A 12569-nucleotide genomic window follows, 5' to 3' on the forward strand; every position below is an offset into this window, starting at 1 on the left:
GTCGGTTCAGCTCTCGTCGCTGAATCCGATTGACGCATGCGTGCCGTCGCAAAAAGGCTTGTTCCGCGATGCCCCGCAGCGGCATAAGGTCACGCGGTTGCGCACTTCATATTCGAAACCATCGGCGCCGATCAATTGCACTCCGCCGCGCAACCATATCGGCCCGGAGCACCCTTTGACAGGGTCTTCAATCAGACCAATCGATGGCTCATACTTCGGCTCGATCGGTTTGCCGGTCTCGTTGTCCCAAGCCACAAGGCGCCCCGAAGGGCAGTCGCAAGTTTGGCTGACGAAATGCTTAGTTGCTGACGGGTTGTCCGTTTCGCTGACGAGATTCCACACCTGCCCAAATGGATCGCAAAAACGCGCGAACGCGCACAAGTTCTCGACGTCTGTCAATGACATCGTCGGGCCTCGTACCACTTTTGCCTGCTCAAGATACGGTTGGCGGCTCGCGGTTTCTGTGCCGTCAAATCCAGTTTTCATATGAGTGCCATCGCAAAATGGTTTGTTCCCGCTGCGGCCACAGCGGCACAGCGCGTATTGCCCCTGAGAAGGATATTTTTGCCCCTGCGTCCACTTTACCGATTCATCGTCTTTGTTGGTGCCGATGATCTTCTTACTTAGAGGTACATCTCCCGAGACGATATACGGGCCGTTTTCTGAAATTTGGATTTTCACGTCTATGGTGTTCTGTTGATTCATCTGAGATCTCCAAGTTATTAGTTCATCTCGCCCTAGTGAGGTCCAGTCCAGTTGTCATGAGTCCAGTACCACCCGCAACCTGCTGCATTTTCAGCATCTGCTCTGTGTCACTTTCTAGTTCCACTTTCAGAAGATCACCGGCGTATAAACGACAATTACCCATCAGCAGCGCTATCTCGCTCCACTGTTCGCTTTGCTTGAGCGGAAGCTTATGACCCCAATGCTTGCACAGGCTAACCATCAGGCCTTGTGCCTATTGCGCCTGAATATCTGCGCTGCTTGTTATCACTGATATAAATCCCTTTGCGTCAAGCGATGCTTTCGACGATGCCGCCTTCTACGCGCAACGCGGCACCGGTGGTTGCGCTGGCCTGAGTTGAGGCCGCATACACGCAGAGGTTAGCCACCTCTTCAGGGCTGGCAAAGCGCTGCAGCAGGGTGGAGGGGCGATTTTCCTTGAGGAACAGGGCTTCCATTTCTGACGACGACACACCGCGCTCTGCCGCCAGATCCGACATCATGGCGATCGCGCCTTCGGTGCGCGTCGGCCCCGGTAATATCGTGTTGACAGTGACGCCGGTACCCCTCAGTACTTTGGCCAAGCCACGCGACAAGCCTTGCAGCGCGGCCTTGCTGACGCCGTAGTGAACCATTTCCGTCGGTATGTTCAAGGCCGATTCACTAGAGATGAACTGGATTCGGCCCCAGCTGCGCTCGCGCATTCCCTTGGCGTAATGACGGGCCAGGCGCACACCGCTGAGTACGTTGACCTCGAAAAATTCTTCCCACAGTCCGTCATCGATTTCAAAGAACTCGCATGCGCCGTAAATACCAAGGTTGTTGACCAAGATGTCCGCCTCCGGCAGCGCGGCGATCAATGTCTGGCAGCCTTGTGCGGTGCCGGGATCGCAGACTACGCCAGTGGCATCGTCGCGACCGCTTGTTTGGTGTATTTGTGCCAGTGCAGCATCAACACGGTCTTGATCACGGCCAGCGATGACCACCCGAGCACCTGCCGTGGCAAGTCCGGTGGCGATCGCCAAGCCGATGCCACCGGTCGATCCGGTGACTAAAGCGGTTTTACCTGAAAGATTGATAATCATTGCTTACCTCTATGGTTAAGTTGCAGCTGGAATTCAGCCTAAGCGATATGCGGAAATCGTGGTTTCCATGATCTGTTCTAAATAGACACGTTGTCCGATCGAGTCATCAGCAGCGCCGGCCGTCACCAGCAGCGGGATCAGATGCTCTTCAGCGTCCTGCGGATGGCAATGTCGTGCTTGAGGCGCCTGCGTCCATTCTTGTAAAAGACTGTCGCGTTGTGCAGGAGTACTTGCCACCGCGGCGCTGAGCCATTCATCGAACTCGGCCGATATCGGCGTATAACGCGTATCGCCATATCCACGCATGTTGTGAAAACTCATGCCGCTGCCCACGATCAAGACTCCCTCATCGCGCAGTGCCGTCAATGCCCGACCGGCTTGCAAATGGCTGGCTGGATCCATATCGTGCTGCAAGGACAGCTGAATTACCGGGATATCTGCCGCAGGAAACATCAGTTTCATTGGAATGAACATGCCATGGTCGAAGCCGCGTTCGTTATCCACCTGGGCAGTCATGCCGCCTTGTTCGAGCAACTGCGTCACTTGCGCAGCCAGTGCCGGATGACCGGGAGCAGGGTAGTTCAGCTCATAGGTGTCCGGCGGAAAGCCATAGTAGTCATAGATCAGTGGTGGGCGGGCATGACCGGTAACGCTGAACTGGGGTGCTAGCCAGTGGGCGGAGATTATGACAATTGCGCGTGGCCGAGCCGGCAGCGTATCTGCGATTCCCTTGAGAAAACTCGCCATTCGATGCCAAGTATTAGGCGGATTCCAGTCCATGAAAAAACAGGGGCCGGCGCCATGGGGAATGTAGAACACCGGCATACGTACATTTTTTACGGGAATAGTGGGGTTGGGGCTGTTCATTGTTAATTCCTCATTAAATCCATGAACAAAGTATATATAAATCTCCCATGGTGTTTTTTTGCCAAAATGTCGTCCTAAGCGCTGCGCACACGGCGTGGTCTGGAATCGCCTTGGAAAAGATAAGGGCTTTCAGCAGCAGTTAGTTCGGAGCGCTACAGTGGGATGCTTATCTCACTAATTTCAATACGCAATGATATTGAATCAGAACTTCCTCTCATATTTTAGCGAGTGGTAGCATGTATCTACATGTGTAGTAATCAATTCACTTCAATACATAGGTGAAATATGATGGATATTGACTCTAAAATTTGGCACATCACGATGCCAGACAAAAATATATTTTTAGAACTTGGCTTTTCACTCGTTGAGGCCGAACGTTATCTTGCTGAATCGCAAAAGAAAATTGATGAGGAATTAAAGCTGAAGCAGCGAAAAGCTAATGACAACCCCCAAAGCAGCAGCAAGTGATTGCGCCGAAAAACTCCCGCGAAACTATCAGTATTTGAGTATTCGCACGAACGTTGCTGAGTATTCGCATTAAAGTAGCCACGCAGCCGCATTTGAAAATAGCCACTCATTTGCATTCAAAGTAGCCACCATTTCGCATCCGAAGTGCACCACATTGAGTTCGCACTAATGAGTCCGGCGTTCTTTCGCAATCTCAGCAGCGCCGAACTCCAGCCCAACGGACACGACATTTCCCCACACTTCATTACCTACAAAGCGTCTTATCCTCAGTTTCGTAGCGGGAGGTAATGTAAAAATTATCGAGAATTCGAAGCAGCATCCCCCGATTCCTTGGAAAACCTGTTGCACGGAAAAACTATATACTCTTCTCAAGGGGCGCTAAAACCAATGAGCGCTGAAACTAAGGAGTAACAGAACATGGACGTCAAGCGTAGAGATTTTGTCAAGGGGTGCGGTGCAGCGGCGTGTGTTCTGTTGCTCCCTGTTGGCGCAAGCGCCAGCACCATTGCCGCGAAAGGCAAGAAAGCGAACAACACATCGGCTGCGGATTTGCGCATAGAGAAATCTATCAAGGCGAACTTCGGTGGCGGCTTCACGGTACGGTCTCATACACAATCCGGCGCTCTGACCCGGGCCGAGATCGAAAATTTTGGCAATCGATACGCGGTCACCTCGGCAAACATGCTGGATTGGAAGATCGTTAGCTCCTCTCTGAATAACTAATTCAGGCTTTGAATCTACTGCCGTCAAATTATGAATTTTTTCTGTAGTGTGAAAATAATTCAATCTCGATGGCTGAACTGCCGTTTTAGTACCGAATAATTAAAGTCAACATGTATTGGAGTTGAACCATGTCCGAGAAAATCAAGAGCATTCGCATTCACCCTGGTATTGGCCTTGCCCGTTTAGGGAATAGTGACGAGTTTTACATCGGCCCTGAAGCACCAGGGGTCGTGGTCGATCCGGGTGGTAAAAATGGGCCGGGGCCGGATGGTGGAACCTACCGCGATAGCGGATCGCGATTGAAGCGCCAGGCGCAGCGATATCGGGTGTATGCCTATGATGCCAACGACCAGGTCGTCGCGGAGCTCACGTCTGACTCGGGTCTCGTTCAATCCCTGCGTTGGAGGGTGCATGTCCAGAACTTGAAGGCGGCAAACTATGCGTTTCAGGGTGCCTATCTGTTTGACCCGGACAAGTTGCGGAATCCGTCCATCCAGCCCGGCAAGAAGCCGAGTGAACGTGATCAGCTCATTATCAATGCAGGTGTGCATACCATCACCTCCGGACAGGCTGGACCGATTGTCATGAAGGGTGATGTCTTCACTGGTATTGAAAAAGGGTTGTTGCCTGGCGCATTGCGTTTCGAGGGTTTCACGCCGAAGGACATTACGAAAGAAGTTGAGGTCACGTATAAAGCCGCCAAGGGTATCGAGTTAGGGCAGCTTCGCCTCGATTCCCAGGATCGTCTGTTGTTCATTCCCGCGCCAGGGAAAGGCGAGTGCGTCACAACACCGAAGGTTGTGTTGTCGAACCCGAGTGAAACGATACTCCCTCCGAACGGCCCGGAGAACGGAAAAAATCCACTGACTAACCAATTTGCCTACTTCAACGTTCCGGGCTGGTGGGACGATACCTGTGGCGGTGAAATCGACGTCACGGTTACGCTCAAGGACGGCACGGTCTTGAGTACACGCGACAACGTGAAGTCGGAAAAAGATGAAGGTACGAGGAATCCAAAAGCCGGGGCATGGATAGTCACCGCTCCGCCGAAATATGCTCCCCACATGTACCACGTGGTGTCCATTCTGGATCGCGTCTACGAGGCCTTTCCTGAGGCTTACCCTTACGCTGGGAAGAAGACGAATTTCTACCGCGATGTCTATCCGGTCTTCGCCAATGCGGTTAACTACGGTTGGGTGAGTCCTGAGGCAGCGGGTGTCACGCCTGAAACAAAGAACATGGCGCATGGCCCGGGGCAGGCGGGTGGCTTGCTCAGCACTGAATACATGACGCTGCTGACTGATCCAAGCGAACAAATGAAGCCGATAAGGCAGCGGATCTATGGTCTGATGCGGCACGCTCCCGGAACGAAGGGACGACTGGTCGATTCGATGTTGCCGGCTCCTCCGCTGCGGCCAACCAGTTGGAAAAACGAAGAGTTCAAACGCCCAGAGGATGATAAAAAAATGCCTAAGCTGTGGGGTACGGGCGGCAAACCTCTGCAGAATCAGCAACTTGGCAATCAACTCCCGGACCAATTCCTGAGCTTGACCGACTTGCAGTTGAATCATCTGAAGGAATGGGCAGATGGCAACTTTGAAGTCGGCACTCCGAAAAAGCCCGTATCCCTGGAGAAGTTGCCGTTGAAAGAACAGCCGCATGCGCTCGACAGCTCGGCACTCGAACCGACTATCGGTGGCGGTTTTCACCCAGGTATTGAGTTGCCCTACCTGTTCGTCTATCGGCAGTATTTCGCCGAGGCGTTTCGGGTGGGTAAAGACAATGCGCCTGGTGCGCTTTCTGCCTATATGTCGAGTCCGTGGCAGGGCGACTTTTGGTCGTGCAACGTGGCATGGTGGCCGACGCAACGACCAGATATCGTTTTTGAATACGACCAAAAGAACAAGACCAAAACCTATAGAGAATGGTTCCGGGGATACGACGCTGATGGTGAGCCATTATCGTCCACGGATGGTTACGAACAGATGGCGTATGCCTGGCCGAAACTGGGGATGGTGCTGCCAATCAAAACCAAGGACGGCAGTTTCTTGAAAGATAAGGGCGCGACCGTATTCGTCGAACAAGAGCGTGATCCGACACTGAACCGGCCACCGGTCAAAAGGAAGTAATTCGTGCCGTCGACTCGGCACGACGGTGCCGACCAGACCGATACAGTATGGGACGTTGTTATTGTCGGTGCCGGACCGGCAGGAGCCGCAACCGCGATCACGCTGGCCAGGTTTGGCCAGCGTGTGCTGTTGGTAGAGGAAAGGGTATCTACCAGCTTCAAGTTGGGTGAATCGCTGCCGCCCACATCTATCGGTCTGGTCAAGCATTTCCTGGGAGACCTGGAAGATCCAGAACAGGATCATCCAGGTCTTTTCAGAACGGCTGGCAATGTTTCACTATGGGCGACCGAGCAGGCCGATGTCACGGACTTTTTCTTCACGCTGACAGGTTACGGCCTGTGCGTTGAACGATTGGCTTTCGATGAGGCCCTTCGGTCGAATGCGATTGCTACCGGTGCAAGCTTGCTCACAGGTGTACGCTTCGAATCCTGCGCACGTAGCGCTGACCCCTCCTTCAATTGGCAGCTGACGCTAAGCTCGGAAACACGGACGCAGCAGTATCGCGCACGCTATCTGGTCGACTGTACAGGCCGGCGGGCGGCCGTGGCTAAGTCGCTCGGTGTGCCTATCGTCGACAGCGATGATAAGTTGTTCGCCTATGCACAATGGTATTCCTTCATCGGCGAGGATGATGACCGCTATACCCGGATTGAGGCCGCGCCAAACGGCTGGTGGTATAGCAACCGCTTGCCGAGCACTGAAGGCAATGAATCTAGGCGATTGGTAGTTTTTCACTCCGACAAGGACCTGCCGGCGGCGAGAATGGCTGCGCGCTTGGAAGGTTTCGATCAGGTGCTGCAGGACTCGACGCATATCGCGCCATTGCTCAAAGCCAGGGGCTACCAAGCTTGCGGGACAATCCGAGGTGCACCAGCCAATAGCCAGCGATTACAGGACTTCTGCGGTGATGCCTGGATGGCGGTGGGCGATGCGGCGCAAGCCTATGATCCGCTGTCGTCGCAAGGCATAGACAAGGCCCTCAGGACGGCTAGTCACGCCGGACACATGATCCATTACGCGCTAACAGACTGTCCGCAGGGCACGGTAGGGGGATTGGACAAGCGCAATGAATTCGTGCATCAATACGATGAGCAACAGCGCCAACTCTGGCAAACCTACTTGTCGCAACGAGACTTCTACTATGGCATTCAACCCCGCTGGTCTGATCAGCCGTTCTGGCAACGTCGGCGGCAGGTGACGAAGACGAGCGGTTCGGGAAACTTGCCCGTAAAATCGGCCTGAGTATCAGGTTTTTTTGTGCTTGAGCCGTGACGGTGAAAGTCGCAAGAGCAGTACCGACGAAAAAAGCGCCAAGCCGGCGCTTTTTTTCGTCATCACAAGCTGATTATTTCAACGTCATGATCCATGTTGCTAGCACGCGTGCTTCTGCTTCGCTCACTTGTGCATTGGCTGGCATCGGCATGGTTCCCCATACGCCTTTACTGCCTTTCAAGATTTTTTGAGCTAGCATGTCTTCCGCGCCTTTTTGGCCCGCGTACTTCGCCGCGACATCTTTAAAGCCAGGACCCAGAATTTTGTTGTTCACTGCATGGCAAGCCATGCAGTTCTTTGCTTTCGCCAAATCGGCATTCGCCATAGCGACATTTGACACGCCAGCAGCCAGAACCAAACACATCAACAAAGAACGTTTCATATTTATCTTCCACAGGATTAGACTCCGCAATTATGCCATGTTACTTTGACGTGCGAATGAGTGGCTCTTTGACGCTAATGTAGGCGCGGCGTTGATCCTTGATATCAATCTAAATCTTGCTAAGATGGGATAGTGGCGTTCCATAAGCATGGAACTAAAGATCAGACGGAAGTGCGAAAATAAAAAGTAAGAAGATTACTTCCGGATAGGTAGGAAGATTAGTTCGGAGCGCTCTTGTTGCCGAGGACAGCGGCATTGTAAAAAATGCCTTCAATGCATTCAGCAATTTTCTTCTTCTATTTGACATAATATAAATTATACGAAACTAATCATCGCAGATTGAAACCACACAGCACCGCTTATGGTGCTTTTTTTACGTTCAACGAAAGCGGAAAAATGAGATATTCAAACACACGTTATGGTAATCCTGAAGAACTGCGCTACTACACGCAAGGCGTGCCAATTAAGGACATTGCGAAGCGTTTAACCAACAAAACAAAAGCTACTACCGAACGCATTCTCGATGATAGCGAAGCTGATTTGCTTCAAGCTGATTTACTAGAACGTTACGCAACATAGAACCGCCAGGCACTACCACATTAACAATTTCAGCATCATGCCGAGCAAGGGAATTTTGGCTATTAGTAATAGCATCCTTGATTGCGCCACACTGCTTTGGCGTGATGTTGATATCTTGAATCACCGCATCACTCTTCATTCCGATTTTTGCGCAGTCGTAATCGGTAAATGTCTTTTTACCTTTTGCATCAACACAAACCTTAACTTGCGCAGACGCAGAAACCGCAAAAAGAAACAAACAACTAGCCAGATATCGCATGCCGTATCCCTGAATTTTATTATCAGGCGATTCTATCAAAATGGAGCGACAAAAGGATTGACCGGACTTCGTCCCGGTGCCGTGGCTATTCAGATCGTTTGCGGCCCTTGTTATGGTAGAGCGCCATATCGTGCGGATTGCCCTCAGCAGCGATTGCAAGCGCTATCTGGACAGCTGACAGCATATTCCATCGACTTGGCGCAATACTTCGCCAAGTACGCGGCCAGCTTGCGCCCCCATCCTTACCGAAACCGAAGCTATTCGGCTTGCGCACATCGATTTCACCGCCCGTTTTACCATCTTTGGTGACGCCAAGCACAGAGCGCAAGATAGAACATATCAGCTGATAGCGCATCTTTTCAAAATCCAAAACGATGTAGTCACATCCGCTAAAAAATAGAAAAATATTTGCTCTGGATCCAAAAACCGGAATGAATTTGCGCAATTATTTATTGTCCAATTCACATAAGTTACCTGTCTGCAAATTGCTACAACGCCAGTGTGACTGTACTGATGCTCCGCTATCAGCAAAGGAGATCGACATGTGGATCTTGCTCTTACTGCCGTTTATCGGCCTGTTGTGGTTGCCGTTCTATAACCACGAGTTCCCTACTCTCTTCGGCTTTCCATTCTTTTACTGGTATCAACTGGCGTGGGTACCAATCACTTCTCTGTTGATCTGGATAGTGTATCGCCACGGTAAACGCAGGGGAGATGAATGATGAAAACCCAAATTGATTGGATGGCGCTGGGCGTCTTCATCTTTTTCTTTGCGCTGGTAACGGTAATGGGCTTTGCCGCCTCGCGCTGGCAAAGCGGTGGCACCCACAAAGGGGCGCACCTGGATGAATGGGGCCTGGGCGGGCGCAACTTCGGCACATGGATTACCTGGTTTCTGGTCGGCGGTGATTTCTATACCGCCTACACTGTGATCGCCGTACCGGCGCTGGTGTATGCGGTCGGTGCTTATGGCTTCTTCGCACTACCTTATACAATCATCGTGTATCCAATCGTGTTCGCCATCATGCCGAAACTGTGGCATGCAGCACATCGCGCCGGGCATGTAACGGCTGGCGACGTGGTGTACGGTCGCTATAGCTCACGTACGCTGGAATTCGCGGTTGCTCTCACCGGTGTGATCGCCACCATGCCGTACATCGCCCTGCAACTGGTCGGTATGGAAGTGGTTATCAAGGCGCTCGGCCTGACGGGCGAACTGCCTTTGGCGGCGGCGTTCATCATTCTGGCTCTCTACACTTATTCAGCAGGGTTGCGTGCACCAGCCCTGATTGCCTTCGTTAAGGATTTGATGATTTACATCGTCGTACTGGTGGCAATCGTGCTGGTGCCGATGAGACTCGGCGGCTACAGTGCGGTGTTCTCTTCGGCCGGTGCAGCATTCGCAGCCAAAGGTGGTGCCACCGGACTTTTCCTGCAACCGCAACAGATTCTGCCGTTTGCGACTCTGGCGCTAGGCTCTGCAATGGCTGCGTTCATGTATCCACATACGCTGACGGGGATTTTTGCAGCAAGAAGCGCTGACACGATCAGAAAGAATGCCGTATTTCTGCCGGCCTATACTGTGCTGCTTGGCCTGATTGCCTTACTCGGCTTCATGGGACATGCAGCCGGAATCAAGATCACAAACAACAATGACGTAGTGCCAGCGCTGTTCAATGCATTGTTCCCAAGCTGGTTCACTGGTTTTGCCTTCGCAGCCATTGCGATCGGGGCACTGGTGCCGGCAGCAGTGATGTCGATCGGCGCTTCCAACCTGTTTACACGCAACTTCTGGAAACCTTATGTGAATCCGGAGATTACGCCGGCTGGCGAACAGCAGGTGGCCAAAATCGTGTCGCTGGTGGTCAAAGTCGGCGCTCTGATCTTCATCCTGTTCCTGCCGACCCAGTTCGCCCTCGACCTGCAATTGCTGGGTGGTGTATGGATACTGCAGACCTTCCCTGCCGTCGTGTTCGGCCTGTTCTTCGGCTGGTTCCGCGCCCCTGCGCTGTTGGCAGGATGGGCGGTCGGCATGGCCGGCGGTAGCTGGCTGGCGTTTTCCGATGGCATCAAACCTGTGCATACATTGATGTTGGGCGGCTCCGGCTATACGATCTACACGGGCTTGCTGGCATTGGTACTGAATATTGCCGTGGCTGTCGCAGTGCAATTGGTGCTGGGTGAGCGCGGTGCACAAAAACCGGTACTGGATAGGCCTGCGCACTGAATCGCCCATCTTTGTCATCATTGAATAAAAGGGCTTGAATCGAGATGACTCAAGCCCTTTTAGCAACTGGCCGATGAAAAGCCGGATCTATAAAAAAGATCGGTGGCCAGTTGTGTGTAGGCCCATGGACTGACATGAAGTATGATTGCGGCGGCTAAAAATATCTTTTGAAATATACGTTCCGGCTAGACGTGCGATACAGAAAATACTGATGAAATCCAAAAACGTCTACAACTTGCGTGCAATCCTTGCTCCTCACTTTTCCTCAACCGGATTGCTCGTTCAAGAGAATGCAACTGACCAACGATGCCTGCTGGGGTTTTTAGACGCGGTTTTGCGCGGTATTGGGCAAGTAATGTTGCAGAACAATAGTTATGCTGGCGTTCTCTTTCTGGCAGGGATTTTTTATAATTCCACGCTTTTCGGATGGGCCGCATTGCTTGGCGCAACGATAAGTACCGCAACCGCGATGCTGCTGGGCGTTAGTCGCGCTCGCATAGGTGCCGGCCTTTTCGGCTTTAACGGCGCACTGGTTGCCATCGCTTTACTGTATTTTCTTGAGCCTACTATTGTCACCGGTGCTTATGTTGTTCTGGCCGCCGCGTGTTCAACCATTGTGATGGCGGCGCTGCTGAATCTTTTTGAGAGCAGGAAAATCCCTGTCCTTACGGCACCGTTTGTTTTTACGACGCTTTTCTTTGTGATGGCGTGCGCACGTTTGGGGCGTTTGCATTCGACCGGCAATCTGCCTACCGCAGGGCTACCAAAAACCGCCATCATTGAAGGTGTAGTCAGCGCATCGACATTTGCAGAGGGACTTTTTAACGGTATTGCCCAGGTCTTTTTTCAGGGTAATGTCGTCACTGGCATCCTGTTTGCAATCGGGCTACTGATCAGTTCCAGAGTGGCATGTGCGGCGGCGCTGATCGGCTCATTGACGGGATTAATCGTCGCTTGGGGCATGGGCGCTGCCGAACCGGCCATTCGTTCCGGCGCCTTCGGATTCAATTCCGTGCTTACGGCAATTGCGATGATGAGCGTCTTTTATGTACTGAATGTCAGCTCGGCACTGTATGGGCTGCTCGCCATGATCACGACGGCAGTGATGTTTGCTGCAGTGTCTGCCGCCCTGGAACCGTTGGGAATGCCGGCACTGACAGCTCCTTTTGTCATTGTCGTCTGGATTTTTGTGTTGGCAGGCCCGCTTTTCCCGAAACTTCAAACTGCATAGATGTATGAATTGCTTAGGTAGTCGCCGCTTGCCTAAGCAATTCTTCAATCGGATTACATCGTCTCAGTTAAAAAACTGCGGTCGGCTTCGTTCAAGAAATTACTTCGGCATCTCAAATCTTGTCGCCCTCTCCTATCTGATTCGCATCGACTGGCTCTGCGGCCAGAATTCGCGACAAACGGCTTGAAACGTGACACAGTTGATCAAGAACGCGCAGGCGCCGCTCGGCTGTGCGCCGCCATGATGCCAGACATCCGCGCGCGGGCTTCCACCGTCACCAGTTCCACACTCGTTCATTTGATTTGATATACATCAATTTTCTTTCCGCGATATCCGTCACTATTGGCGTATGGTTGAGTTTATTGAGGTGTTTCAGCCGACGTTCTGATTTCCGTGCAACAACCAGGAAGCAATCATGAATATCAAATACCCTGAACGTATCGCCCGCATCATCGTCGGACTCTGCTTGTTGAGCGCAATATTTTTTCTCGAAAGCAACTGGCGCTGGATAGGGTTGATCGGTTTAATTCCGCTGATTACAGGCAGCATCGGCTGGTGCCCCGCCTACTCCGTGCTTGACCGCTTGCAACGTGCCGCAGACAAGACACCATAAAGAAAATGGAG

15 protein-coding genes are annotated in these 12569 nt (G+C 52.2%); 8 read left to right on the forward strand and 7 right to left on the reverse strand.

Translation table 11 applies throughout. The features are described from left to right. Positions 1–6: 6 nt before the first annotated feature. The 4 genes from ACIQW9_RS04515 to ACIQW9_RS04530 form a co-directional block, all read right to left on the reverse strand. Complete coding sequence (locus ACIQW9_RS04515; protein ID WP_402333479.1) at positions 7–705, reverse strand: CDGSH iron-sulfur domain-containing protein; 699 nt, start codon at positions 703–705, stop codon at positions 7–9. 22 nt (positions 706–727) lie between these two features. Then, complete coding sequence (locus ACIQW9_RS04520) at positions 728–946, reverse strand: DUF2218 domain-containing protein (protein WP_402333481.1); 219 nt, start codon at positions 944–946, stop codon at positions 728–730. Between the two features lie 67 nt (positions 947–1013). Further along, the gene (locus tag ACIQW9_RS04525; protein WP_402333484.1) at positions 1014–1808 is read right to left on the reverse strand and encodes an SDR family NAD(P)-dependent oxidoreductase; all 795 of its coding nucleotides are present in this window, start codon (positions 1806–1808) and stop codon (positions 1014–1016) included. 33 nt (positions 1809–1841) lie between these two features. Next, positions 1842–2675, reverse strand: coding sequence for a DODA-type extradiol aromatic ring-opening family dioxygenase (locus ACIQW9_RS04530; protein WP_402333487.1), 834 nt, complete (start codon positions 2673–2675; stop codon positions 1842–1844). Positions 2676–2960: 285 nt separating this feature from the next. Here ACIQW9_RS04530 and ACIQW9_RS04535 point away from each other — a divergent pair, with 285 nt between their 5' ends. The 4 genes from ACIQW9_RS04535 (at position 2961) to ACIQW9_RS04550 (ending at position 7237) form a co-directional block, all read left to right on the forward strand. Next, a complete protein-coding gene (locus ACIQW9_RS04535; protein WP_402333490.1) occupies positions 2961–3143 on the forward strand; it encodes a hypothetical protein in 183 nt (60 codons plus the stop codon). A gap of 417 nt (positions 3144–3560) precedes the next feature. Beyond that, positions 3561–3866, forward strand: a complete 306-nt coding sequence (locus ACIQW9_RS04540) for a twin-arginine translocation signal domain-containing protein (RefSeq protein WP_402333493.1) — start codon at positions 3561–3563, stop codon at positions 3864–3866. Positions 3867–3994: 128 nt separating this feature from the next. Further along, positions 3995–5995, forward strand: coding sequence for a LodA/GoxA family CTQ-dependent oxidase (locus tag ACIQW9_RS04545; RefSeq protein ID WP_402333496.1), 2001 nt, complete (start codon positions 3995–3997; stop codon positions 5993–5995). Between the two features lie 3 nt (positions 5996–5998). Further along, complete coding sequence (locus ACIQW9_RS04550) at positions 5999–7237, forward strand: NAD(P)/FAD-dependent oxidoreductase (protein WP_402333498.1); 1239 nt, start codon at positions 5999–6001, stop codon at positions 7235–7237. Positions 7238–7340: 103 nt separating this feature from the next. On the opposite strand, the gene ACIQW9_RS04555 is transcribed toward ACIQW9_RS04550, so the two are convergent. The 3 genes from ACIQW9_RS04555 to ACIQW9_RS04565 form a co-directional block, all read right to left on the reverse strand. Beyond that, positions 7341–7649: a c-type cytochrome gene (locus ACIQW9_RS04555; RefSeq protein ID WP_402333501.1), complete on the reverse strand. Its 309-nt coding sequence runs from the start codon at positions 7647–7649 to the stop codon at positions 7341–7343. A 505-nt stretch (positions 7650–8154) separates the two neighbouring features. Further along, the gene (locus ACIQW9_RS04560; protein ID WP_402333504.1) at positions 8155–8487 is read right to left on the reverse strand and encodes a hypothetical protein; all 333 of its coding nucleotides are present in this window, start codon (positions 8485–8487) and stop codon (positions 8155–8157) included. 85 nt (positions 8488–8572) lie between these two features. After that, on the reverse strand, positions 8573–8932 hold the full coding sequence (locus ACIQW9_RS04565) for a hypothetical protein (RefSeq protein WP_402333507.1): 360 nt from the start codon (positions 8930–8932) through the stop codon (positions 8573–8575). A gap of 97 nt (positions 8933–9029) precedes the next feature. Here ACIQW9_RS04565 and ACIQW9_RS04570 point away from each other — a divergent pair, with 97 nt between their 5' ends. The 4 genes from ACIQW9_RS04570 to ACIQW9_RS04585 all read left to right on the forward strand — a co-directional run bounded on the left by ACIQW9_RS04570 (position 9030) and on the right by ACIQW9_RS04585 (position 12558). Next, the gene (locus ACIQW9_RS04570; RefSeq protein WP_402333510.1) at positions 9030–9209 is read left to right on the forward strand and encodes a DUF3311 domain-containing protein; all 180 of its coding nucleotides are present in this window, start codon (positions 9030–9032) and stop codon (positions 9207–9209) included. Further along, a complete protein-coding gene (gene mctP / locus ACIQW9_RS04575) occupies positions 9209–10714 on the forward strand; it encodes a monocarboxylate uptake permease MctP (protein ID WP_402333513.1) in 1506 nt (501 codons plus the stop codon). The genes ACIQW9_RS04570 and mctP overlap by 1 nt, the downstream gene beginning before the upstream one ends. Before the next feature lie 211 nt (positions 10715–10925). Next, positions 10926–11945 (forward strand): urea transporter, encoded by a 1020-nt coding sequence (locus tag ACIQW9_RS04580; RefSeq protein ID WP_402333516.1) that lies wholly within the window; start codon positions 10926–10928, stop codon positions 11943–11945. A gap of 415 nt (positions 11946–12360) precedes the next feature. Further along, positions 12361–12558 carry a DUF2892 domain-containing protein gene (locus ACIQW9_RS04585; protein ID WP_402333519.1) on the forward strand — a complete coding sequence of 66 codons (198 nt, stop codon included), beginning with the start codon at positions 12361–12363 and terminating at the stop codon, positions 12556–12558. The last annotated feature ends 11 nt before the right edge of the window (positions 12559–12569 follow it).

This window comes from Herminiimonas sp. NPDC097707 (assembly GCF_044761395.1).
In the GTDB taxonomy this organism is placed as follows: domain Bacteria; phylum Pseudomonadota; class Gammaproteobacteria; order Burkholderiales; family Burkholderiaceae_D; genus Oxalicibacterium.